Origin of the sequence: Arthrobacter ramosus (assembly GCF_039535095.1) — a bacterium.
GTDB classification, from domain to species: domain Bacteria; phylum Actinomycetota; class Actinomycetes; order Actinomycetales; family Micrococcaceae; genus Arthrobacter; species Arthrobacter ramosus.
On the sequence record NZ_BAAAWN010000001.1, the window covers coordinates 1,174,375 to 1,198,746 of the forward strand.

The 24,372-nt window shown below is 61.7% G+C and carries 22 protein-coding genes and 2 tRNA genes; 20 read left to right on the top strand and 4 right to left on the bottom strand.

Annotated elements, in window-relative coordinates; all coding sequences use genetic code 11:
• The first annotated feature begins 163 nt into the window (after positions 1-163).
• From ABD742_RS05615 to ABD742_RS05625, 3 genes are all read left to right on the top strand, one after another.
• Positions 164-1,372, top strand: a complete 1,209-nt coding sequence (locus ABD742_RS05615) for a YlbL family protein (RefSeq protein ID WP_372460882.1) — start codon at positions 164-166, stop codon at positions 1,370-1,372.
• 132 nt (positions 1,373-1,504) lie between these two features.
• Entirely contained in the window at positions 1,505-4,501 is a 2,997-nt protein-coding gene (locus tag ABD742_RS05620) for a UPF0182 family membrane protein (RefSeq protein WP_234748234.1), read from the top strand.
• 186 nt (positions 4,502-4,687) lie between these two features.
• Positions 4,688-4,761 (top strand) — tRNA-Met (locus tag ABD742_RS05625).
• A gap of 102 nt (positions 4,762-4,863) precedes the next feature.
• Here ABD742_RS05625 and ABD742_RS05630 read toward each other — a convergent pair.
• A complete protein-coding gene (locus ABD742_RS05630; RefSeq protein ID WP_234748232.1) occupies positions 4,864-5,286 on the bottom strand; it encodes a hypothetical protein in 423 nt (140 codons plus the stop codon).
• Positions 5,276-5,845 (bottom strand): transposase, encoded by a 570-nt coding sequence (locus ABD742_RS05635; RefSeq protein ID WP_234748230.1) that lies wholly within the window; start codon positions 5,843-5,845, stop codon positions 5,276-5,278. The genes ABD742_RS05630 and ABD742_RS05635 overlap by 11 nt, the downstream gene beginning before the upstream one ends.
• An 832-nt stretch (positions 5,846-6,677) precedes the next feature.
• Between ABD742_RS05635 and ABD742_RS05640 the strand changes: the two genes are divergently transcribed.
• The 13 genes from ABD742_RS05640 (at position 6,678) to ABD742_RS05700 (ending at position 16,394) form a co-directional block, all read left to right on the top strand.
• Positions 6,678-6,860, top strand: a complete 183-nt coding sequence (locus ABD742_RS05640) for an ATP-binding cassette domain-containing protein (protein ID WP_268818751.1) — start codon at positions 6,678-6,680, stop codon at positions 6,858-6,860.
• A 66-nt stretch (positions 6,861-6,926) separates the two neighbouring features.
• On the top strand, positions 6,927-7,400 hold the full coding sequence (locus ABD742_RS05645; RefSeq protein ID WP_234748228.1) for a hypothetical protein: 474 nt from the start codon (positions 6,927-6,929) through the stop codon (positions 7,398-7,400).
• A 64-nt stretch (positions 7,401-7,464) separates the two neighbouring features.
• Positions 7,465-8,211 carry a CPBP family intramembrane glutamic endopeptidase gene (locus ABD742_RS05650; RefSeq protein ID WP_234748226.1) on the top strand — a complete coding sequence of 249 codons (747 nt, stop codon included), beginning with the start codon at positions 7,465-7,467 and terminating at the stop codon, positions 8,209-8,211.
• Entirely contained in the window at positions 8,208-9,128 is a 921-nt protein-coding gene (locus ABD742_RS05655; RefSeq protein ID WP_234748224.1) for an ABC transporter ATP-binding protein, read from the top strand. The genes ABD742_RS05650 and ABD742_RS05655 overlap by 4 nt, the downstream gene beginning before the upstream one ends.
• A gap of 41 nt (positions 9,129-9,169) precedes the next feature.
• The gene (locus tag ABD742_RS05660; protein WP_234748222.1) at positions 9,170-9,871 is read left to right on the top strand and encodes a hypothetical protein; all 702 of its coding nucleotides are present in this window, start codon (positions 9,170-9,172) and stop codon (positions 9,869-9,871) included.
• A gap of 29 nt (positions 9,872-9,900) precedes the next feature.
• Positions 9,901-10,266 (top strand): hypothetical protein, encoded by a 366-nt coding sequence (locus ABD742_RS05665; protein WP_234748220.1) that lies wholly within the window; start codon positions 9,901-9,903, stop codon positions 10,264-10,266.
• Positions 10,267-10,722: 456 nt separating this feature from the next.
• Positions 10,723-10,799, top strand: a tRNA-Met gene (locus ABD742_RS05670).
• Between the two features lie 624 nt (positions 10,800-11,423).
• Positions 11,424-11,675 carry a hypothetical protein gene (locus tag ABD742_RS05675; RefSeq protein ID WP_344787377.1) on the top strand — a complete coding sequence of 84 codons (252 nt, stop codon included), beginning with the start codon at positions 11,424-11,426 and terminating at the stop codon, positions 11,673-11,675.
• Positions 11,676-11,857: 182 nt separating this feature from the next.
• The gene (locus tag ABD742_RS05680; RefSeq protein ID WP_234748217.1) at positions 11,858-12,229 is read left to right on the top strand and encodes a VOC family protein; all 372 of its coding nucleotides are present in this window, start codon (positions 11,858-11,860) and stop codon (positions 12,227-12,229) included.
• Positions 12,230-12,415: 186 nt separating this feature from the next.
• Complete coding sequence (locus tag ABD742_RS05685; protein ID WP_234748215.1) at positions 12,416-13,183, top strand: electron transfer flavoprotein subunit beta/FixA family protein; 768 nt, start codon at positions 12,416-12,418, stop codon at positions 13,181-13,183.
• Positions 13,184-13,196: 13 nt separating this feature from the next.
• Positions 13,197-14,168, top strand: coding sequence for an electron transfer flavoprotein subunit alpha/FixB family protein (locus ABD742_RS05690; RefSeq protein WP_234748213.1), 972 nt, complete (start codon positions 13,197-13,199; stop codon positions 14,166-14,168).
• A 90-nt stretch (positions 14,169-14,258) separates the two neighbouring features.
• Positions 14,259-15,191, top strand: a complete 933-nt coding sequence (locus ABD742_RS05695) for a cytochrome b/b6 domain-containing protein (protein ID WP_234748211.1) — start codon at positions 14,259-14,261, stop codon at positions 15,189-15,191.
• Positions 15,192-15,257: 66 nt separating this feature from the next.
• Positions 15,258-16,394: an acyl-CoA dehydrogenase family protein gene (locus tag ABD742_RS05700; RefSeq protein ID WP_234748210.1), complete on the top strand. Its 1,137-nt coding sequence runs from the start codon at positions 15,258-15,260 to the stop codon at positions 16,392-16,394.
• Positions 16,395-16,456: 62 nt separating this feature from the next.
• Here the strand turns inward: ABD742_RS05700 and ABD742_RS05705 are convergent, their stop codons facing one another.
• Both ABD742_RS05705 and ABD742_RS05710 read right to left on the bottom strand, forming a co-directional pair.
• Complete coding sequence (locus ABD742_RS05705; protein ID WP_234748208.1) at positions 16,457-17,245, bottom strand: PspA/IM30 family protein; 789 nt, start codon at positions 17,243-17,245, stop codon at positions 16,457-16,459.
• A 100-nt stretch (positions 17,246-17,345) separates the two neighbouring features.
• A complete protein-coding gene (locus tag ABD742_RS05710; protein ID WP_234748205.1) occupies positions 17,346-19,430 on the bottom strand; it encodes a TPM domain-containing protein in 2,085 nt (694 codons plus the stop codon).
• A gap of 331 nt (positions 19,431-19,761) precedes the next feature.
• On the opposite strand from ABD742_RS05710, the gene ABD742_RS05715 reads away from it, so the two are divergent.
• The 4 genes from ABD742_RS05715 (at position 19,762) to ABD742_RS05730 (ending at position 24,338) form a co-directional block, all read left to right on the top strand.
• Positions 19,762-21,423, top strand: coding sequence for a S1C family serine protease (locus ABD742_RS05715; RefSeq protein ID WP_234748202.1), 1,662 nt, complete (start codon positions 19,762-19,764; stop codon positions 21,421-21,423).
• 361 nt (positions 21,424-21,784) lie between these two features.
• Positions 21,785-22,585: an electron transfer flavoprotein subunit beta/FixA family protein gene (locus ABD742_RS05720; protein WP_234748199.1), complete on the top strand. Its 801-nt coding sequence runs from the start codon at positions 21,785-21,787 to the stop codon at positions 22,583-22,585.
• A 14-nt stretch (positions 22,586-22,599) separates the two neighbouring features.
• A complete protein-coding gene (locus tag ABD742_RS05725; RefSeq protein ID WP_234748197.1) occupies positions 22,600-23,553 on the top strand; it encodes an electron transfer flavoprotein subunit alpha/FixB family protein in 954 nt (317 codons plus the stop codon).
• Positions 23,554-23,558: 5 nt separating this feature from the next.
• Complete coding sequence (locus ABD742_RS05730; RefSeq protein ID WP_234748195.1) at positions 23,559-24,338, top strand: PIG-L deacetylase family protein; 780 nt, start codon at positions 23,559-23,561, stop codon at positions 24,336-24,338.
• Positions 24,339-24,372 lie beyond the last annotated feature (34 nt).

The window sequence follows — 24,372 nt, forward strand, 5'->3', positions numbered from 1 at the left end:
GTCTGCCTCAAGAACGCGTCGTTCGCTCTAGGCAAAGCACGTCCGGCGCGCACAGCAAGTAGGGTGGATCGTTGGTATGTTTACTGGCCTCCACCCTGAGGGGGTCGAAACGGTAGCGTTGGGCATGCAGTTCCCGGCGCGGAGAGGTCTTTCATTGACTAGTTTGCCGAGCCCCGGAGCTGCCGGGGAACCCGGACAGCCTCTCGGCCCCTCCAACTCCCAGGACGTCCCGACGCCGCAAGGCCATTCCCCGGAGCAGGACTCCGCACAAACGCAGGAACCAGGGCAGGAACCGCCCCGCGCGCCCCAACCGGCACGGCGCCGCGACGGGCGGTACATCGCGATGCTGGTCTCCGGCGCCCTGACCATTGTGTTGGGAATCGCCGCGGCCGTTCTCCCTGTTCCCTACGTCGTGGAATCTCCCGGACCGACGTTCAACACCTTGGGCACGGACCACAACAAGCCGGTCATTAGCATCACTGGGCACGCGACGTATCCCGCCAAAGGAAATCTGGACCTGACCACCGTCTACATCAACGGCGGCCCCAACGGACCCGTGAACATTTTCGAGGCCTTCCAAGCCTGGCTGGACGGTTCCAAGGCCGTGTACCCCGAAGAACTTCTCTATCCCAAGGGCGTCACCAAGCAGCAATCCGAACAGGAAAGCGCGCTTGCCATGACTAACTCCCAGGAGAACGCAATAGCCTCGGCTCTTCAGGAAGAGAACATTCCGTACGGGCAGAAGCTTGCGGTAGCAGGGTTGTCCGACGGCTCGGCGTCCGCAGGCAAACTCCAGACAGGGGATGTCTTTACGTCGATCAACGGCAAGGCGGTCACGTCCCTGAACGTCGTCCAAACCGCACTGGCCGACGGCGCGGGCGCGCCTGCCGCCGTCGTCGTCGATCGGAACGGCAAGCCCGTGACGGTGAACATTACCCCCGGCAAGGGCTCAAACGGCAAATACATCCTGGGTGTACTGCTGCAGTACAAGTTCACGTTCCCGTTCGACGTCAAGATCTCCCTGGACCAGGTGGGCGGACCGAGCGCCGGCATGATGTTCGCGCTGGGCATCATCGACAGCATCACCCCCGGCGACCTCACGGGGGGCAAGCATGTGGCCGGCACCGGCACCATTTCGCCGGACGGCACCGTGGGACCCATCGGTGGAATCGCCCAGAAAATGCGCGGAGCCCGCAACGGCGGCGCAACGCTTTTCCTCGCGCCTGCCGCCAATTGCGATGAGGTCGTAGGGCATGTTCCGGACGGGCTGCAGGTAGTCAAAGTGGACACTCTGGCGGATGCAAAATCAGCCGTGGAGCGACTCGCCTCGGGCCAGGACATGTCCCGCCTCCCGACATGCTCCAACAACTAGACTGATGATGGAACTTAGCTCCACTGCCACTCGTGGCACTAATGACGGCCTCCGCCATTAGCACCCGGCACGGGGCCGACGAACACACGCACTGATGACCGTTAACTGACGACCAGCGATGAGGTATCGAGTTTGTCCCGTCCAGCCAGCACCAGCCCGCCCGGAAGACCGCAGCGGAGACGGGGTGCACTCACTCCAACTTTGATCATCGTCGCCGTCGCCGTGGTGGGATTCATTTTCTTCGCCAATGTGTGGACAGACGTCCTCTGGTATCAGCAACTGGGCTTCTTCGAAGTCTATTTCAGGGAGAACCTTGCCCGGATCCTGATCTTCCTCGCGGGCTTTGTCCTGATGTCCGTGCCGGTCTTCTACGCAATCCGCGTTGCCTACCATGCACGGCCCGTCTACGCTCCGGACTCCGAGACCAGGGACAACCTGAACCGGTACCAGGCCCAACTTGAACCCGTACGACGCGTGGTCATGATCGGCATCCCCGTGCTGTTCGGCCTCTTCGCCGGCAGCGCGGCGTCGAGCCAGTGGCAAGCGGTGCTCTTGTTCTTCAACCAGGTACCGTTCGGCCAGACCGATCCCCAGTTTGGCCTTGACATCAGCTTCTATCTCATGACTTTGCCGTTCCTTGGCTTTGTCACGGGCTTCCTCATGAGCGTTGTGGTGATTGCCGGAATCGCGGGAATCCTTACCCACTATCTCTATGGCAGTATCCGACTCATGGAGCGCGGCATCTTCACCAGCAGTGGCGCCCAAATCCACCTCGCCGTGACCGGTGCCGTTTTTCTGCTGCTGCTTGGAGCCAACTTCTGGCTTAACGTCTATGGCACCGTTCAAAACCAAGGCGGACACTGGGCGGGCGCCCTCTATACCGACGTCAACGCCGTGGTCCCCACACAGACGATCCTGGCCGTTGCCGCGGGTCTGGTGGCTATGCTCTTCATTGTGGCCGCCGTGATCGGGCGTTGGCGCCTGCCCGTCATCGGTACGGCCATGCTGATAATCACGTCCATCCTCGCGGGCGGCGTCTACCCCTGGGTTATCCAACAGTTCCAAGTCCGCCCCTCTGAGCAGACGTTGGAAAACAAGTACATCGATCGCAATATTTCGATGACCCGGGCCGCCTACGGTTTGGATAAGATCCAAGTATCCCCGTACAACGCCACGACGGACGCCAAGACCGGGGCGCTTGCCAAGGATGCGCAAACGACCGCCAATATCCGGCTGTTGGATCCGAACCTTGTCTCTTCTGCGTTCTCCCAGTTGGAGCAGTACCGTCCGTACTACCAGTTCCCCAAGGCTCTGAACGTCGATCGTTACACCGTGGACGGCAAGACCCAGGACACCGTGATCGCTGTCCGTGAGTTGAACCAGGACGGGCTGAACGCCAGCCAGCAGACCTGGGTCAACCGGCATATTGTCTACACTCACGGTTACGGTGTCGTGGCGGCCAAGGGCAACACGGTCACCGTTGACGGCAAGCCGGACTTCCTGTTGTCCGGCATCCCGTCGATGGGTACCCTCGGCAGCGATGCGAGCTACCAACCCCGCATCTACTTCGGCGAAAATTCGCCGGACTACTCGGTTGTCGGCGCCCCGGATGGCGCTCCGCACCGCGAGCAAGACCGTCCGGCCGCCACGAACAGCTCGACTGAAACGCAGTACACCTTCACCGGCAACGGTGGCCCAAGCGTAGGCAACTGGTTCAACCGCCTCCTGTACTCCATCAAGTTCCAGTCCTCCGATCTGCTGCTGTCTGACGGCGTCAATGAGAAGTCGCAGATCCTCTATGACCGCACTCCGCGCCAGCGAGTTGAAAAGGTCGCTCCCTACCTGACCGTGGATGGCAGCGCTTATCCCGCGGTGGTCGACGGCCGGGTGAAGTGGATTGTGGACGGTTACACCACCAGCCAGTACTTCCCCTACTCCCAGCAGCAGCAACTGCAAACTGCGACAGCTGACTCGCAGACGACATCGGGACGCACTGCGGCTTTGCCGAACAGCAGCGTCAATTACATCAGGAACTCGGTCAAGGCCACTGTTGACGCCTACGACGGCTCGGTCACGTTGTACGCATGGGATGACCAGGACCCCATCCTGAAGTCGTGGCAGAAGATCTTCCCGAGCACCATCAGGCCGTACTCGGAGATGTCGGGACAGCTCATGAGCCACGTGCGGTATCCGGAGGACCTCTTCAAGGTCCAGCAGGAGTTACTTGGGCGCTATCACGTGACTAATGCGGACAGCTTCTACCAGAACAACGACGCGTGGAGCGTTCCGAACGACCCCACGGTCACGGATCCCGTCCGGCAGCCTCCGTACTACTTGTCCCTGCAGATGCCTGGCCAGAGCAAGCCGGCGTTCCAGCTGACCTCCTCGTTTATTCCTCAGGTGGTGAACGGGAACGCCCGGAACATCCTGTACGGCTTCCTGGCGGCCGATTCCGATGCCGGTAACCAGAAGGGGGTGAAGGCAGATTCGTATGGCCAGTTGCGATTACTCCAGTTGCCCACGGACACCCAGGTTCCAGGCCCGGGCCAGGCCCAGAACAAGTTCAACTCTGACCCTGATGTGTCGCAGCAACTTAACCTGCTCAGGCAGGGTGCCTCCGATGTGCTCAATGGCAACCTCCTGACGTTGCCGGTAGGCGGGGGCCTGCTGTACGTGCAGCCGGTATACGTGAAGTCAACCGGTGAAACGTCCTATCCAACGCTTCAGCGAGTGCTCGTAGCCTTCGGGGACAAGGTAGGTTTCGCCTCGACCTTGGATGCCGCGCTGAAGGTTTTGTTCGGCGGTGACTCCGGGGCTTCGGCTGGAGACTCGGCCAATAACGGCCAGACCCCCACTCCGCCGGGGACTACTACGCCACCGGCCGCAGCGGATGCGCAGGCCCAGCTGAAGGCTGCGCTGGATCAGGCCAACAAGGCCATCCAGGATGGCCAGGCTGCGCTGGCCAAGGGCGACTTCGCCGGATACGGTGCCCAGCAGAGCATCCTGTCCGGGGCAATACAGAAAGCGCTCGACGCCGAGTCCCGGCTTGGTGTCACTCCGGCCCCGTCGGCAAGTGCCAGCCCGTCAGCGAGCCCGTTGCCGACGCCTTCGCCCTCGCCGAGCAAATAGGTAACTCCAACTGGCTGATTTCGGCTTAGCTGGGGTTTTGCAAGACCGGGCCAGCCCTGACCAGGGCTGGCCCGGTCTTCCTTTTGATCTGGCAGCCTGTGGGGGGTGCCTGGGCGCCGGGGAGACGGAGGTCACGTCGTCTGGATTTGGCCTGACATTCACCTGCAGGTAAAGTAGTTCTTGCGACGCGGGGTGGAGCAGTTCGGTAGCTCGCTGGGCTCATAACCCAGAGGTCACAGGTTCAAATCCTGTCCCCGCAACTGGAGAAAAGATCCGGCACAGTGGAAATACTGGGCCGGATCTTTTTGTTTTCCACCGATTTTGCGGGTTATAGGACAAAACGTGTGTAAATCCGGGGCGCGTCATGGGCGTCCGGCCCAGCCTGCGCGGTGCCATAGGCCTTCCTCGGCGCTGAGCCCGGTGCTGTAGAGCTCTGGGCCGGGGTGCTGCTGCGTGGGGGTGGTGGCTTTGGTCTTGGGTGGTCGGTGGTGGCGGGTTTCGATGAGGTTGGCCGGCGATAGGGGCTGTTCGCTCTGCAGGTAGAGGTACCACTCGATGGCGCGCTTCTGGTGTTCCTGGCTCATGCCCCGGTGGGCCCGCAGCAGGAGCTGGAGCTGGGCGTTCGTTCCGCCGTCGATCCTGTTGGTCGTCGAGGCGATGTCCAGCCCGGCGTATTCGCCTTCGAGGTAGGTGAAGAGCGTGCCCGCTTGGCCGAGGCGTTCCAGGAGCCGGTAGGCCTTGCGGAGCCTGTCGTGCGTGTACCACCAGGACTGGTTAGCCCCCACCCATCCCGGGACCATCGCGGTCGTGGTCCGGTAGGTGCGGGCTTTGACGAGCCCCGTGCTGTTGGTGCCAGTCATGGAGTCCTGCCAGCCAGGCCGCCGCTTCCGCCGAGGCGTGAATCCTGGTCAGGGCCCGTCCCAGCCGCAGCAATGCCTTGCCCGCCTCGGTCCTGGGCCGACCGGTCAGGTAGGTGCGGACGTTGCGCTGGACATGGACCAGGCAGCGTTGCACGGCGGTTTCGGACCAGCACTCCGACAGGGCCGCTGCGATCCCGGAACCACCGTCGGTGATCACGACCCCCGGGGCCGGGAAGCGTCCAAGCAACGCCGCCCACGCGGCCTTCTTCTCGGTGTCACACCACTGCCAGCCCAGCACGTAGTCACCGGCAACGGCGATCAGGCAGCACCACGAACCGATGTAGATCCCGTCGACCTGGATCTGGTCATGGACCTCCCCGGTCACCGGGATCCGCGGGGCAACGTTCCAGCACCAGGCCGTGCGGCGGCGGAATGACCTGGCGGCGCCGAACGAGGTGAGCGATGACTGATTGGAGGTGCCCATCAGCCAGCCATGCAACGCCTCGAGTTCGGAGCGTCTGCTGACGTCCTGGCGTTCACCGGAGCGGCTAGCCCCGCAGCCCAGGCACCGGTAGCGCTGCTTACGCGCGGCCGTTTTCCGTTTCGTACCAGCGCCTGACCGCAGACCAGACATTCCAGAGATATGCAAGCACCCCAGCCACCCTAAGCTTCCAAAGCTTAGCTATCCCGAAATTCGCCTGTCAACACTGGGAAGCAAGCCCCTCCCATACACACGTTTTGTCCTATAACCCCCTTGTCGATCGTGAAGCAGGGTTGTAGGAGAAAACGTGGGCAAATCCCGGGCGCGTCATGTCCGGCCCGGGATCGTCTTCGCTCGGATGTCGGATTCGAATGGACAAATTGCGGGCCCGCGGAATCCCGGGACCGGCAACTTAGGCGAAGAGAATGATCCAGCAGAATCCGACTGCGCCTTCGTTTAACCCCCACTTTCGCCGCGCTCTCGATCCTGAGGTATGCGCAGCGGAGACGGCCGCCCCCACTTCCCCAGGGAGGTCTTGGACACCGTCTTACACGGCTATGTGGGCCGATCCGGGTGAAACGTTTCTTCACACGCAGAAGCGCCGAGATCCACACTGAGATTGCCGAAAAACACACTGACCACTGAGAGGCGAAATATCGCGCTAGTTTCTTGGGCGGGGGAACAAACATTCATCACTGGATTTCCCCTCAGCCAGTTCAAGAAAATAGGAGGAAACCGATGCAAAAACTCTCAACGCTATTGCCCAACAGTGAATGAACCATTGAAATCTGTGGATTTCACCTGCAGGGTCGAGGAGCTCGGAAAGCACTATGGAATGGTGCACGCGGTGCGGGACATCTCGTTCGATCTGGTACCTGGACAAGTCTTCGGACTACTCGGCCCGAACGGGTCCGGAAAATCGACCACCCGTCACATTCAGACTGGTTTGCTTGAAGCGAGCCAGGGGAGTGTTGAAGTCAACGGCGTGCCTCTGGACACCCATTCCAAACTGATTTGACTAAATCTAAGACACCCATTCAGGTTGGCATTGCACTCAATGTGGGTGAAGTGAAAGGGGGAAATCATGAGTTCACGTGATACGCGGGAAGTCATGCTCGATTGGAGTAAAAAGGGCGTCGCTGCGGCGCTGGCGGGCGTTATTCTGCTTTCGGCACCGGGCGCTGTCCGGAGTGTTTCTGGTTCGACTGCAACTTCCGCGTCGTCGACAGTCAGTATCTCGACGACGGCTGTTGCGGCGCAGAATAGCTCCCAGCGCGTGCTGTCGGCAGCGTCGGCAGTGTCACCAAATGCAACACTCAACGGGGCGGCGGCCGATGCTCAAAAGAGGATCAATATCAAGCCGGTTCTTGACTGGATTCGGTGGGCTGCTCCGTACGTCTGGAATGCAATGGTCAACGCCGTCAAGTGGGGCTGGAACGCCTTCATCAACTGGTGGAATGGCTTGGCCGCTTGGATTCGCAACACCATCAACTGGTTCATTGGAGGAGCCCTTTGGGACTTCTTCCTTGAACTGCGCCGCTACTTCTTTGGCTGGTAGCTAGCATGGGGGTGGTGGCTGGCTGATAAATATCACCCAGCCACCCTTTCCTTGGGGTTTAGAAATGGGGCTGGAAATCAAACGATTCTTCGCGCATGCAATCACCCGGGCGATGTTGCTCAGCGGGGCGGTGCTCGTCGGCCTGCTCCTGTCGTACGAACTGCTCGCGGCGGTCGGTATCGACGCGCAGGTCATCTCTCCGCTATCAATCGGCCTAGTTGGCTGCTCCATAGCCGCCGTTGTGTACTGTCGCTTCAGCCTCAACGTGTTTGGAGTGCGGGGACTGGCGGCCGAAGGTGATTCACAACACGCGAAGTCTTTCTTGGTGCTCGTTGCGATTGGTGCCGCCATGATCCTCTGGCTCAGCACACTTCGTGGAAGCGGGACGGGGCTGGCGATTATTGCGCCGGGAGTGATCATGATGGAAGAGGTGATCTTTCGCGGGTTACCTCTGATTCTTCTTCGCCGCCTCCGAACGTCCAGCACTGGGCGAATCGGCATCGCCGTTGTCTTCTCCGCATCTTTTGCAGCACTTCATGTTTCGCCATTTGTCGCGATGTTCGCAGACCGGTTCCTGTTCTCGCTTTTTGCCTTGGTGCTGGCCATTAAGTCCCGGTCATTGTGGCTCAGTATTCTGTACCATTTTATAGCTAATATCGTCGCTATGTCGGTTGCGGCTCCTTTCTATAACGAAAGCCAAGCTTGGTTGTATATTCCTATTGACTTGGCGATATTCGGATTGGTGTTTACAATGATTTCAAGCAAGGAAACTAAGGGGACTGTCTCAGAACGGACAGGTGTAAGAGTATGACGCTGAGACTGGAAAATGTTTCTAAATCTTACGATAATGTGCGAGCTGTCCAAAATATCAGCTTCAGTTGTGAATCGGGCACGATTACCGGCTTCATCGGCCCGAACGGATCGGGCAAGTCAACGACGCTAAGGATGATCGCCGGCCTCACACGACTGGACGAGGGCTCGATTAGCATTGCTGGAACTCGCTTTCAGGACCTTGCCAACCCTGGTCGGGAGATCGGCTTCCTGCTGGATCCCTCGGCCCACCATCCCGGCCGGTCAGTCCGTGAGACTGTTGGTGTGGCTGCCATAATGATGGGACTCCCGTTCCAACGTGTTGATGCGGCTGTGGAATCCGTCGGTCTGGCCGGAGCGGCGCGCCGTAAAGTAAGATCCCTGTCCCTTGGTATGCGCCAGAGACTCAGCCTCGCTATTGCTCTCCTCGGCAGTCCGAGGTATCTGGTTCTTGACGAGCCGGCCAACGGTCTCGACGTTGAAGGAATGGGCTGGCTCAAGGCATCTATCCGTGCTTTCGTCGCTGGTGGCGGAGCGGTCCTCATTTCGAGTCACCTTCTGAACGAGCTTGAGTCGTACGTTGACAGAGTGGTGATCATCGATCGCGGCCAAGTGCTTTCCAACTCCTCGATGCGCGAACTCGGTCGTACGGATATGACAGAGGTAGATGGTCCTGAAAGGCAGAAAATCCAAAGGATCCTCCAAGCTGAAGGCTTGGTTATAGTCGGCGGAGCCGGCGCGTGTGTTCAGCCCATCCAGGTCGCATCATCGCCGGAGCAGGTGGGCGAAATACTCTGGAGGCACGGCGTGCAGGTTAGCCTGCTACACCGAAAGCAGGTGGAATCCCTGGAGAGCTACTACAGCGAACTGACTTCTCCTGAGTTTGCGGCAGTTCCGGCAGTGAAGGATGAACGATGAACCGTCTCAGCAACCCCGCATCGAACCCTGTGGGAATCGCCATGTATGTCGAGATGCGGAAGCTGGTGAATACCCGCAGCTCAAGATGGCTCCTCTCCTCCATGGCGCTACTTGGCATGCTCATGATCGCCGTCTTCGTCGTCGTCTCTGCCACTCGCGGCGAGCCGATCAATGTATCCATGATGCTTGCCGCGCTTGCGCTGCCGGCCGGAATTGGAGCGCCAATTATTTCAATTCTGGCGGTTACCTCTGACTGGCAGCACCGTGACGCAATCAAGTTCTTTGTCCTTCAGCCAAAGCGCGGCGTGCTGCTCCTCGCGAAGTATCTGGCGGTGGCCACCTTCGCCCTCGGTATCATACTGCTCGTCTGCGCCGTCGCTTTTGTCGCCTCGGCGGGCTTCTCAGCGATTGCGGAATACGAGCTGGTCCTAGGTGACCTCGCAAAGAGCCTATGGCTGCTCACGTGCGTCACCGTGATTGGAACAATTTCAGGTGCGGCGGTCGCATCGGCACTTCTCTCCACGCCAATAGCTATCGTTTTCGTCCTGTTCCAATCCTTCGTGTTCGACTCGCTGATCGGGCTTTTCGCGGGGAACGCTACACCGTTTCTGCAGTCGGCCACTCTTTCAAACGTTCTGACTGAAGGAGGAAACGCCATCGCAGCGATTTCCTCAGCAGCGATTTGGATCATTGTGCCGTGCGTCATCGGTGTCTGGCGCAATCGAACGCGGGATGTAGTTTAATCGCATGATCTTGACAACGGAGTGAAACAATGGAATCAAACCTCAAGCAGGATATTGTGTACGCCCTCAGGAAGAAGGGCGTAGCAGAAACCGAGATACCGTGCCTCCTCGACGAAGCGATGGAACAACGCCGGACAGCAGGTGATCGATTCAGCGTTGCAGATTTTGTGGCTAGTACCCCACGCGGGACCAGCATCTCCAGGGGCACACGGATCGGTTACGTCGCCGCCGTGTTTTTGGTGCTTTGCATTGGCGTTCAGCTGCTCCTTAGCGGCATGTTTAGCGTTCACCTGGGCATTCCTGGCCTCCTGTTCTACTACGGTGCAGCTCTCCTTGGACTGGTGGCCCTCGTGTTCTCCGCCTACTACGTAGACCGCAGGATTCCCGTCAAATAGCCTGAAGCTGATCGCCTAACCTCAATCTTTTGCGGAGGGCGGCTTCTACCGGGTCAAGACTTGCCGGCTGTCTGATGTCTGCAGCGACAAGTTGGGCTGAGTACTGGGAAGGTCAAGGCCTCACCCACTTAGGCCCTGCATCGGATCGCTTTCAAACGACCTAGCGAACCGCCGTATGCGAGGCCCGCAGGTACGGGGGTGTGAGAGGTGGGTCGGGAAACCCGACCCACCTACTCGATTTTGCCACCGATTTGCCGGTGGGGGAGCGCGGGATGGGTAGAACGTATGCCCGGTACGGCTGTGTCACGTCCGTCCCGACCTTCTTTGCGCCGCCCCGGCGCCCAAAGGACGCGGCTCGCCGCGTCGCAAGCGCTTTCCCAAAGCAAAGAAGGTCAGGACGGCGCCGAGCGAGTGGTCAGAGGCGTCCCTGAATGTGCGGTAGAGTTGATTCTGCGACGCGGGGTGGAGCAGTTCGGTAGCTCGCTGGGCTCATAACCCAGAGGTCACAGGTTCAAATCCTGTCCCCGCAACCAAATAAGCGAAAGAGTCCGCCCGTCTGGGCGGACTCTTTCGTTTAACCCTATTCTCCAGCCTTCTCGATCCTGAAGTTGGGGGTTATAGGACGAAACGTGTGTAAATCCCGGGCGCGTCATCTTCGTCCCGGGATCGTCTTCGCTCGGATGTCGGATTCTGCTCAATCATTCGACTGGACAAGTTCCGGGCCCGCGGAATCACGGGACCGGCACTTTCGGCGAAGAGAATGATCCACCAGAATCCGACGGTGTGCCTTCATTCAGCCCCCTATTCCGGCAGCCTTGTCGATCGTGAAGTAGGCGCACTGGAGACATCCGCTCCTACTTCCCCGAGGGAGGTCTTCGACACGGTCTTAGACGGCTATGCTGGCCCATCAGGGTGAAACGTTTTTCCACACGTAGAAGTGTGGAGATGCACACTGAGATTGCCGATAAACACACTGATTTTGGGCAAATTTGTACGGATTTTGACCCCTTCGACCCCTGAGAGGCGAAGTATCGCGCTAGTTTCTTGGGGGAACAAAGCTTCATCACTGGATTTCAGGCTGCGCTCGGCGTCGACCGACTTGAGGAGGAGCTTCGATCAACAAGACATCGAAAATTATTGGTGCGGCCCTGGGCGGCGTGGCCGTTGGATTGGCCCTGGCGTTCATTCTGTGCGTGGCCACTAGCGTGATCGCCATTTCTACGGGCTCCCCGGCGACCCTTCCAGGACTGTTCACGGCGACTGCCGGAACCGAAAACGGGGCACTGGCCTTGGAATTCCAGCCGAACTTCGCTGGAATCGTCGTGGTCACAGCGCTGTCGGTGCTTGTCAGCGTGGTGATGGCCGTGCGAAGCAGCAATGCATCCCCGGGACCCTCGGGGCACAACTAGTGGGCGCTGCTTCGCGATGACGGCGATGGGCGTATGCTCCGCGTGGCTCTGAGGCAAGGTCCGGCCACGTAACCCACACCGATCCGAACGCTTCAGGCGTTGACAGTCAGATCCTGGAGGACGACACTTGGGCCGAATGGGCCGTTCATCCGGACGGAATGGGCCGGCCAGGGAGGCCCGAGATGATCAATGCAACGATGGTCGTGGCGACAATTCCGGTCACGGATCTGGACCGGGCGAAGGAATTCTACGGCGGCATCTTGGGGCTGACCTTCCTCTGGGAAACTCCGGTAGGGGTCCGGTACCGGTGCGGATCCGTCAGTGAGATCTCAGTCTTCAAGCGTCCGCCTACTGCTACTGAGCACACCCTTGCCCACTTCGAAGTGGGCGACATTGAGGCCGTGGTCCAAGACTTGGCCGCCAAGGGCGTGGAGTTCCTGGACTACACGGAGGGTCCCATCGCCACAACAGGGCACATCGCCCAGCTCGGCCCGGCCCGCGGCGCTTGGTTCCGTGATCCCGACGGGAACACCCTCGGCATTCGCCAGGGCTAGATCGATCGGTTCGAAAGCCGGTACCTGCCGCCGGGCCGGATCGCCATGCCCGGCGTGGAAAGTCCCGCCTCCCGGAAGAATCAATAGGAGTTCCAAGCATTGCTTCCCTCGCTCCATGGTAAATACTAGGAGTTCCTAGTATTCTCGATTCCAAGCGTCAGCCATTTGCATCGAGGGAGCTGTTGAATGAAGATCGTCGTGCTCGTCAAACAAGTGCCGGATACGGCCGAGGAGCGGAAGCTCGACCTGGCAACGGGCCAGCTCGACCGTGAGGCCGCCGACTCCGTGGTCGATGAAATCAACGAGCGCGCCCTCGAAGCCGCGTTGCGCATCAAGGATGCCAACAAAGGCACCGAAGTAGTGGCAATGATCATGGGTCCTGATGACGCCACCCAGTCCTTGCGCAAGGCCCTTTCCATGGGAGCCGATTCAGGGGTTCACATCGTGGATGATTCCCTGGACGGCGCCGACACCGGTCGAACAGCTGCGACGCTGGCGGCGGCATTGAAGGCAACCGGATTTGACGTGGTGATGGCCGGCAACGAATCGACGGATGGCCGCGCCGGCGTCGTACCCGCCATGGTTGCCGAACATCTCCAGCTGCCACTGTTGGGTTCATTGATCTCCGCGGAAATCGCCGACGACGGCGTACGGGGCGTTCGCCAGGGCGAGGGTGGAACCCTCAATGTCCGTGCAGGACTGCCCGCCATCATCACCGTTACCGAACGTTTCCCGGAGGCCCGGTTTCCCAACTTCAAGGGCATCCTGACGGCCAAGCGCAAACCCGTCACCAGGTTGTCCGTCGCCGAGCTCGGCGTCCCGACTGGTGCCAGCCGCACCGTAGTGGTCTCCACCGTTGAGCGGCCGCCGCGCGCGGCCGGACGAAAACTCATCGATGATGGGACCGCGGCCGACGAGCTGGCCGAGTTCCTCGTTGCGAACCGCCTGGTCTGAGGGAGGAAAAGAAATGTCGAATGTCTTGGCTCTCATTGAAGTTTCCCACCGCGGCGAGATTGCCGCTTCCGCCCGCGGGCTCCTGGCTGCCGCAGCCACGCTGGGCTCGCCGGTCGCCGTCGTCGTGTCGTCTGCACCCCTGGCGGACGACGACGTCGCGCGCCTGGGTGAGCTGGGCGCGGCAAGGATCTACTCGGCTGTGACAGCTGCCGCCGGCACTGTTTTGGTGGCACCCGCCGTGGATGCCCTGAGCGGGGCCGTCGACGCGTATGGGCCGGCTGCCGTCCTTACCGCGAACTCGGTGGACGGCCGCGAAGCAGCCGCCCGGCTTGCTGTGCGGGTCGGCGGGAGCGTGCTCGCCGACGTCGTGCAGGTGCACAGCGACAACGGAACCGTTGTTGCCCAGCATTCGGTGTTTGGCGGGGCCTACACCGTCGAGTCGATGGTGGAAGGCGGGCTGCCCCTCCTGACCATCCGGCAGGGGGCGATTGAAGGCCAGGCTCCGGCAGCCACGGCAGACGTGGACACGGTGTCCCTGGAAGCGAGAACAGAAGGTGCCGCAGTCATTGACCAGTTCAACGACGATGCCGCCGTCTCGGTCCGGCCCGAACTTCGGACTGCCGCGACGGTGGTTTCCGGCGGACGGGGTTTGGGCTCGTCAGAGAATTTTGTGCTGGTTGAACAGCTCGCCGACACCTTGGGCGCGGCGATCGGTGCGTCACGCGCCGCCGTCGACGCCGGGTACATCGCCCAGACGGCCCAGGTAGGCCAGACCGGTGTGAGCGTGTCCCCGCAGCTGTACATCGCATTGGGAATATCCGGAGCCATCCAGCACCGCGCAGGCATGCAGACTGCCAAGACCATTGTGGCCATCAACAAAGACGAGGACGCGCCCATTTTTGAGGTGGCCGACTTCGGAATCGTTGGCGATATCTTCACGGTGGTTCCGAAACTCATCGAGGCCGTCAAAGCCCGTTCCAACTGACGGCGTAACAGGCTTTGGCCGCTTCGGTCCCAAGCCTGTTAGCTTGATGCGTCCCTGATTGCAAAGTTCTTCCGAGAGGTGTCTGAGAAGATGTCCACCCCCGCCAAAAAGTCGACAGCAGCCAAGAGCAAATGGTCCCAACCCCTCTGGGTGGTTCCAGGCGTGCTGGTCGTACTTTTGCTCATCGTCTTGTTGGCCAAATGGTTGACGGGCCTGTCGGGTGTGCAGTCGTTCTTGCACGACTTCCCAGGCGCATCCAGGCTTCCGGAGAACGCTCCTGTAGGTTTCCCGGCATGGCTCGGATGGCAGCACTTCCTGAACGTCTTCTTCATGGTGCTCATCGTCCGGTCCGGTTGGCAGGTCCGCACGGCCAAGAGGCCGCCGGCCCAATGGACCCGCAACAACAAAGGATTCATCCGGACCAAGAATGCGCCAACCAAGATCAGCCTGGACCTCTGGTTCCATCTGACCTTGGATGCCCTGTGGGTGTTGAACGGCATCGTCTTCATCATCGTGATCTTTGCGACCGGGCAATGGATGCGGATCATCCCGACCAGCTGGGATGTATTCCCCAACGCCATTTCCGCCGCCCTCCAGTACGCCTCGTTGAACTGGCCCACTGAGGACGGCTGGGTGAACTACAACGCCCTGCAATTGCTGACCTACTTTGTCACGGTCTTCATCGCCGCCCCGCTTGCCATCATCACCGGCCTGCGTACGTCCTCGGCATGGCCGAAGAAGGCCGGCACGGTGAACAAGATCTATCCCATCGAACTGGCCCGGGCAGTGCATTTCCCCGTGATGGTGTACTTCGTGCTCTTCACCATCGTGCACGTCACCTTGGTCCTCGCCACCGGGGCGCTGCGCAACCTGAACCACATGTATGGCGGCAGCGACGACATCAACTGGGTTGGTTTCGGCATTTTCGCCGTATCCCTCCTGGTGATTGTGGGCGCGTGGTTCCTCGCGAGGCCGCTATTCCTTCGCCCAGTCGCTTCGCTGATGGGCAAAGTCAGCAAGTAAACGCACCGAATAGCCAGAAAACACCGGACAACCCGGCGAACTGGGAAGAACTGCAAAGGAGTGCCAATGTTTGAGCTCACGGAGGACCAGCAAGCGGTGGTGGAGATGGTGCGCGACTTCGCCACAACGGCCATTGCGCCGCACGCAGCGGAATGGGACGAGACCAAGCATTTCCCCGTGGATGTCCTGCGCGAAGCGGGCACCCTCGGCATGGGAGGCATCTATGTCCGGGAAGAGTTCGGCGGCTCGGGGCTTTCCCGCACGGATGCGGCGCTGATCTTTGAAGAGCTGTCGAAGGCAGACCCCACCATCGCGGCCTACATCTCGATCCACAACATGGTTGTGTGGATGATCGACGCTTTCGGCAACGATGAGCAACGGGCCCAATGGGTGCCGCAACTTGCGTCCATGGAGGCACTGGGCAGCTACTGCCTCACGGAGCCGGGAGCCGGCTCGGACGCCGCCGCACTGAGCACCAAAGCAGTGCTCGACGGCGACAGTTACGTTCTTAACGGCACCAAACAGTTCATTTCGGGGGCAGGAGCTTCGAGTGTCTATGTGGTCATGGCACGGACCGCGGACACGGGCAGCCAGGGCATCACCGCAATCGTCGTGCCCGCGGACGCGCCGGGCCTGTCCTTCGGCCCGAATGAGAAGAAGATGGGATGGAATGCCCAGCCCACCCGTCAGGTCATCTTCGAGGACGTACGGGTCCCTGTGGCGAACCGGCTTGGCGAGGAAGGCAGCGGATTCGGCATCGCGATGAAGGGCCTCAACGGAGGCCGGGTCAATATGGGCGCTTGTTCCCTGGGAGGCGGCCAGGCGGCCCTGGAGAAGTCCATCGCCTACCTCAAGTCACGCTCGGCTTTCGGTGGCCCGCTCATCAACCAGCAGTCCTTGCTGTTTGATATTGCCGACATGGATACGGAACTCGAAACTGCCAGGACCTTGATCCTCCGGGCCGCTGATGCCTTGGATCGTGGCGCCCCGGACACCGTGAGGTTGTGCGCAATGGCCAAGCGGGTCGCTACAGACGCCGGTTTCAACGTGGCAAACAAGGCCATCCAACTGCATGGCGGCTACGGATACCTGTCGGAATACGGCCTTGAGAAGATTGCCAGGGATCTGCGCGTCCACCAGATCCTGGAAGGCAGCAACGAAATCATGAGACTCATCGTTGGACGGCTCGCTGTAGGGGCATAAAGCACGCAGGAAGCACGAAGGGCCGGACCCCACGAGGTCCGGCCCTTCGTTTGGCGGATGGACTAGAGCTTGTCGAAGTCGGCTTCGTCCACCGTGTCATCTGCCGGAGCAGTAGCGCCTGCGCCGATCGCAGCCTTCGAACCACCCGACTTCAGGGCCGCCAAGCGAGCCTCGATTTCCGTCTGCTCGCCGAGGTCCTCAAGCTGGTTGAACTGTGCGTCCAGGCTGGAGGCTGCAAGCTCTTGTTGGCCGAGGACCTTTGCCTCTTCGCGGCGGATCTTCTCTTCGAAGCGGCCAACCTCGCTGGTGGGGTCCATGATGTCGATGCTCTTGAGGGCATCGTGCACCTGGGTCTGGGCAGCAACCGTCTTGGAGCGGGCAATCAGCTCATTGCGCTTGCTGGTGAGCTCGTTGAGCTTGCCCTTCATCTGGTCGAGACCGCTCTTGAGCTTGTCCACGACTTCCGACTGAGAGGCGATGTTGGGCTCGGCGGCCTTGGCCTGGTTCTCGGCCGACATCTGACGCTGGATGGCCACCTTGGCAAGGTTGTCGAACTTCACTGCGTCGGCTGGGTTACCGGTAGCACGGTACTCATCCGCCTTGCGGGAGGCAGCGAGGGCCTTGTTGCCCCAGTCCTGGGCGTTCTTGATGTCCTCGCTGTAGTCGGCCTGGAGCATGCGGAGGTTGCCGATGGTCTGCGCCACGGCGGACTCGGCCTCAGCGATGTTGTTCGAGTAGTCGCGGACCATTTGGTCCAGCATCTTCTGCGGGTCCTCAGCCTGGTCGAGCAAGGCATTGATATTCGCCTTGGCGAGCTGCGCGATCCGCCCGAAAATGGACTGCTTAACCATGGTGTTGCCTTTCGTCCTGCTCAGTGGTGCCCACTGAATCCAGTGATCAGTTCTTGTACCGCTTCTAGGTGGGGGACAGGCCCCCACCTAGTCTTTGGAGCTAGAAGCTGCCGGAGTCGCCGCCGCCGAAGTCACCTCCGCCGCCGCCGAAGTCACCTCCTCCTCCGCCGTCGCCGCCGAAGAAGCCTCCGCCCCCACCGCCGTCGCCGCCGAAGAAGCCTCCGCCTCCGCCGTCGTTGTTTCCGCCGCCCCAGCCGCCGCCTCCGCCGTGCAGGATGGAGTTGATGAGTATGCCGCCGAGGATCGCTCCGCCGAGGCCACCGCCATTGCCTCCACCACCGAACATGCCGCCACGGCCGTAGCCTTGGTTGGCGAAGCCGCCGAACTGATCGACGTCGGACTGGGCCAGCTGCGCGGCTTGTGCAGCGAGCGACTGGGCCTGCTGTGCGTACGTCAGAGCGGTGACCGGGTCATTGCGGGAAATGGACAGGGCATAGTCGAGATTCCGTTGGGCTTCGGCCAGCCGGGTACGCGCCTCGGTGCCCACGCCGCCGCGTCGCGCCGCGATGTAATCCGAGGTGGCGCTGATCTGGGACTGGGCAGCCATGATGGTCTGCTGGAGCGCGGCCTGTGCACGCCTTGCCTGTTCCTGCTGGTCACGGATTCCCGAGAGGGACTGGTCCAAGGCTTGGTGCGCCTTCTCCACGCGGTCCAAGGTGGCAATGGGATCGATTTTCCCGCCCTGGATTTCAATTTTGACCTGCGCCAGTGCGGCTTCGACTCCGGCCACCGGGCCAGCCAGCTCCGGGTGTTCGCCGGACTGGATCATCGCTTTGGCCTGTGCCAGGTCCTGGCTGGTCTCCACCACGGCGCCCTCCAGCGAGTTCCGGGCTTCGTCGAGGCTGCCCGCTACCTTGGAGATGGCGTCGATCAGCACGTTGGTCTGGTGCAAGCCCTCTTCCGCAGCGCGGACTGCTACTGCGGCAAGGCTGCTCTCACCTGCGGCGAGCTTTTCCTGTGCCGTAGTTGTTGCGTTTTGAACGAAGGCGAGCCGGTCTTTGGCCTGGGTGATGTTGTCGCTCACGTGGCCAAGAGCGCTGTCTGCGTATTTTTCGCGCAGGCCGTTGAGCGATTGCTCCGCGCTGTTGATCTTTGCCTCGGCTTCGTTGGCGCCGGCGGCAACATTGGCCAGAGCCTGGGGCGCGTTCTTCTCAAGCTCTCGCAGGGAATCGAAATCGGCCTTCTGTTCGCGCAACGACTCGAGGGCAGCCTCCGAGCGTCGGATGATTTCGCCAAGCCAACTGCGCTGCTGCTCTTCGGTGTCCGGGATATGGTCATCGAGCTGTTGCTGCAGCTTGAAGGATTCGGTCATGTGGGTCTTGGCTTCCAGCAGGGCCTTGGTGAAGTTCCCGACGGCGGCATCGCCGTATTGGGCCTGCGCGAAGCCGAGCTCCTGCTCGCTGGACTTGATGGTGTCATCCGCTTCGATGAGCAAGGAGCCGGCTTTGCGCCGCAAGTCCGCGATGCTCAGGGAGGCCAGGGGATCGAGCTGTTCCCCCTGCGGACCGTAGCTGGCGCTGGATGCCTGGCTCTTCTTGCGGCGGTTGCGGAAGTACAAGTACGTGCCCACGCCGCCGGCCGCAACAACGCCCGCGCCGATCAAAACGACTGCACCCGAGTTGCCGCTCGGAACCGTGCCGCTGCCCCCGCCGGCGGCGTCGCCGACGGCCGCCGCGGTGTCGATGGCTGCCTGGGCAAAGTCTCGCTTGCCTGCGCCCAGGTTGGCCGCGATGGCATTGGACGAAATGGTTGACCTCTTGGAATAGATCGCACTGGCAGAGTTGGGTGCGAAGTAGTACTGACCGGCCGCGGAGATGGCCAGAATGACGTCGGACCGGCCCATGCCCTTCTTGGTGGCCACTGCCGTGGCCCAGGCTTCGGGCGATGAGGGGTTTTCGAAGGAATTCACCGTGACCACGTACAAGTTGTATTTGTGGTCTTTCAGCAGCGTCTGGATGGCGTCCTGGACCTCGCCCTTGCGATTGCCCAAAACATTCGCGTTGTCCACGATGTTCTGGCCGGACGGGATGGTCACCGGGTCGGCGGCCCAGGCTGCGGTGGCCGGGAGGACCAGCATTCCAGCCAGGCCGATGACGGCGAGTACACGTTTCAACATTGACCGCATGTGCAACCCTTCAGCACGTCTGCGATTGGTCCGGGCCGGAACAATCGAAACAGAATGCATCAGCGCCCCCACGCATGGTTGTCAAGCGGCAGGTCGCTGTGGCAATTCCACTTGATACTATGGTGCACCTTTTGGGGCGTCCACAGCGGTAAATATGCCGCCAGCGAAACGGGGAGAAATCTGCCCTTCTCCAGCGTTGAGGGGCTAGTCGGTGCCATTCGAGGCCACAGGACCGTTCCGATGACGGCGTTCAGCAAGCTCCCAGCGAACGTCGACTCTTGATCCAGCAAGAGCGACGATAGTTAAGGGGACGAGGAAGAAAGGAAGTCCCATGACGGAGAACCCAGCACAGGGCGCCGCGCCTGAGAACAATGGCCCTGAGAACCATGGTCCTGAGGGCGCCGGCCAGGCGGAGGCGGACAAGCAATCCAATTCCCAGCCTACGGTCCCGCTGCCGGCATACCAGCCGGGTCAGGATTTCACTGCGCAGCCCGAACACGCTGCGAAGCCCGAACACGCTGCGCAGCCCGAATACAGAGCACAGACTCCGGTAGCTCCGGCACCCTGGGCCCAGGGCCCGGCCGAAAACGCCACCGAGCAGATCCAGGCTCAGCACGGCGCTCCCCAGAACGGCGCGACCCAACACGGAGCGCCACAGCACAGCGCGGGACCGCAACACCCCTACCCGCAGCACCAGCCTTTCTATGGCGGACCGAACCCTGCGCAGCACTATCCCACGCAGCAATTCCCGGCCCACCCGGGCGGTCCGGCGGCTAGCCCGAAGCGCAAGCCGGCCTTCGGCGTCGGGACCTTGGTGGCCTGCATCCTGGCCGCCGGTCTCGTCGGCGGAGGCGTTGTGGCCGCCAGCGATCAATTGCTAAACAGCCGGACCCCGGCGGCAGCCACTAGCGGCCAGACGGGAACCGTGATTGTCAACAACACGGACAACGTCAACGCCATCACGGCAGCCGCGGCCAAGGCTTCACCGAGCGTCGTGACCATCATGGCCTCGAGCGGAAGCCAGGGCGGCACCGGTTCGGGCATCATCCTCGACGACCAGGGCCACATCCTGACCAACACCCACGTGGTGACCCTTGACGGTGCCAGCGCCAACGCCGCGATTGAAGTGCGGCTGAGCGATGGACGCGTCCTGAAGGCGACGGTAGTGGGTACGGACCCGCTTTCGGACCTCGCCATCATCAAGGTGGACAACGCCTCCGGCCTCGTGCCGGCTACCCTGGGTGATTCCAGCAAGATCAACGTCGGCGACAACGCAATCGCCATCGGCGCTCCGCTAGGCCTGCCCGGCACGGTCACCGACGGCATCGTGTCCACCCTCAACCGCACCATCAGCGTGGCTTCCTCGGCTGTTCCCAACGGCGGCTCCGACAATTCGCAAAATGGCGGGCAGGGCGGATTCCAATTCGCCCCTCCAGGCGGCGGCCAGAGCCAGAGCCAGAGCAGTGCGGGACAGGGCACCGTTTCGCTCAACGTGATCCAGACCGACGCGCCGATCAACCCGGGTAACTCCGGTGGAGCGCTTGTCAACACCAAGGGCGAGATCATTGGCGTCAACGTGGCGATCGCTTCCGCCGGGAGCAGCAGTGCCTCGTCTTCGTCCAGCGGCAACATTGGTGTGGGCTTCAGTATCCCCATCAACAACGCGAAGCGTATTGCGCAGGAACTCATCAAGAACGGCAAGGCCACGCACGGGCAGTTCGGCGTCAGCGTGCAGCCTAAGTCGGCCACGGGAAGCAGCTCCGGGTTCTCGGTGGGCGCGCAGGTTGCGGCCGTGACCGCGGGCTCCGCCGCTGAGAAGGCCGGGCTCAAGGTGGGCGACGTCGTGACCAAGTTCGCCGGCATGGACGTCAGCGATCCCGAACAGCTCACCGCGGCGGTCCGTGAGCAGCCGGCAGGCGCAACGGTCAAGGTGACCATCCAGCGCAGCGGCCAGTCGCAGGAGCTCGACGTGACCTTGGATGCTGCCCCGTAACAGCTGCCCCGTAACAGCTGCGCCGTAGCAGCTGCAGTAGCGGCGGATTCCAGCGGGGCATGGGCCCACGCCGCCAGGGTTCCCTGCCGAGCTTGCGAGGCGAGGGTGGCGGTGGGGACTTGCAGTCGACGACGGCGGGCGGCACCACAAGCGGTGCGGCCCGCCGTTGTCGTGTGCTCTTGCTGCCATGAGCGGGAGCGATCCACGAAACAGGAGTTAATGCGGGTAGGCGGCGTTGTCCGACTTGTCCCGCAATATGCTTAGCTAGGACGAGCCCGTAAGCCGGGCACTCTTGGCCATGCGCCTAGTTGCTGGCCATCCCCGAGTATGGAAGGCTGCCTCGAACACAGTGGGAGATACATTGAAGATTGTTGTTCTGGTCAAGCACGTCCCGGACGCGCAGTTCGACCGACACCTCACCGGCCCAGGCAACACCACGGACCGCGACGAGAGCATTCTGTCCGAACTGGACGAGTATGCGCTTGAAGCCGCGCTGCAGCTCAGTGAAGCCCGCGGAGGTGCTAAGGCCGGCAACGAGGTCATCGCCTTGAGCATGGGTCCCGCCGGTGCCGTGAACGCCGTCAAGAAGTCCTTGCAGATCGGCGCCTCCTCGGGAGCGCATTTGAGCGACGACGCCTTGGCCGGTTCCGACGCCGCCGCCACCTCGCTGGCCCTCGCCGCGGCGATCCGGTATCTCGGCGCCGATTCGCCCGTGGACCTCGTCCTGACGGGCATGGCCTCGACCGACGGCGAAACGTCCTTGGTTCCGGCTCAACTGGCTGAGCGGCTCGGACTCCCGCAAGTCACTTTTGTTTCCTCCCTTGAGGTCAACGGCGAACGTGTCGTCGCGCGCCGTGACGGTGACGCCCACGCGGACACTGTGGAGGCGACCTTGCCGGCGCTGGTATCCGTTACGGACCAGATCAACGAGCCGCGATACCCTAACTTCAAGGGCATCCTTGCAGCCAAGAAGAAGAAAATCACGGCACTCACGCTGGCCGACATCGGCGTCGATGCCGCTCAGGTGGGCGCCGCGGGTTCGCTGACCGCCGTCGAGACCGCTGAAGCGCGGCCGCCGCGCACTGCCGGCACCATCATCACCGACGAAGGCGACGCCGGCATCAAGCTGGTTGAGTTCCTGGCCGCCCAGAAGCTGCTCTAAGAGGATTCCGACACATGGCAAAAGCACTTGTATTCATTGACAACCCGGGCGCGGCGCTCAAGAAGAGCAGCCTGGAACTCCTGACGATCGCACGTTCCCTCGGGGATGCGGTGGTCGCCTTCAACGGTGAGCTGCACGACGACGTCGCTGCCGCCCTGGGTGCGCATGGAGCCTCGGCTCTTTACCGCCCGTCCGCTACGGACCTGGACGACTACCTTGTTGCACCGAAAGCGGCATATCTTGCCGCGGCAGTTGCAGCCTCCGGAGCCCAGACCGTCCTGCTGGAGAACACAGCCGACGGCAAGGAAATCGCGGCCCGTCTCGGCGTGAAGCTCAACGCCGGCGTCATCACCGATGTTGTGGGCGTCGACGCCGACGGCACGGCCCACAAGTCGGTCCTGGCGGGCTCGTACACGACCACGGCGAAGGCGCGCACCGCCGTCGCCGTGCTCACGGTCAAGCCGAACAGTGTCGACGTCGAGGCCCCGGCCGCGGCTAGCACGCCCGAAGCCGTCACTATCGATGTCCCGGCCGATGCCACCGCGAATGCCGCCCGGGTCACCGGGCGTGCAGAAAAGCCGGCCAGCGGCCGTCCTGAGCTCACCGAAGCCCGGATCGTGGTTGCCGGCGGCCGCGGCGTCGACGGCGACTTCGGTCCTTTGGAAGAACTGGCCGACGCGCTGGGCGGTGCACTCGGGGCTTCCCGTGCCGCCACGGATGCGGGCTGGATCGGCCATGACTACCAGGTTGGCCAGACGGGCAAGACCGTGTCCCCGCAGCTCTACATTTCGGCGGGCATCTCCGGAGCGATCCAGCAGAAGGCCGGGATGCAGACCTCCAAGGTCATCGTCGCGATCAACAAGGATGCTGAATCGCCGATCTTCGAAATCGCGGACTTCGGCATCATCGGTGACCTCTTCAAGGTTGTTCCGCAAGCCACCGAAGAGATCAAAAAGCGGAAAGGCTGATCCCTTTGTCTTCTGACGCTACGTCAGCAAAGAGCCCGTTCAACGCCTCCAGGGAGCGTGTTGAGCGGGTGCTTTGTTTTACCGCCCACCCGGACGACATCGACTTCGGCGCGGCCGGCACCATCGCTGCCTGGACCGCTGCCGGCGTCGAGGTCAGTTACTGCATCATGACCGACGGCGACGCAGGAGGTTTCGATCCTGCCCACCGCGAAGAGATCATTTCCATGCGCGCAGAGGAGCAGAGACAAGCCGCTGCCCTCGTAGGAGTGACGGACGTGCACTACCTCCATGAGCGCGATGGCTACCTGGAACCGACGCATGGGGTCATCAAGCAAGTGGTGAAACTTATCCGCGAAATCCGCCCCGACGTCGTCCTTGCCATGCATCCGGAACGCAATTGGGACAGGATCCAGAAGAGCCATCCCGACCACCTCGCCGTGGGGGAGATCGTGACCCGGGCGGTGTACCCCGCGGTGGAGAATCCCTTCGCCTACCCGGAACTGGCGGAAGCCGGCCTCGAGGCCTTCAGACTGCCGTGGCTGTGGCTCTTCGCCGGTCCCGAAACCCGTGAGAACTATTTCGTGGATGTCACCGAACACATCGACGCGAAACTGGCTGCCATCCGGATCCATACGAGCCAGCACCCCGATCCGGAGGGCATGGAACGGGCTGTCAGAGGCATGCTCCGGCACAATGCTTCACGCGCCGGCATGCCCGACGGGCGCAGCGCCGAGGCGTTCCATGTTGTGGAAGTCAACGGTTCCCAGACCATCGCCGGTTTCTGAAATTGCTGATGTGTAACCTGTGTCATATGCTTAG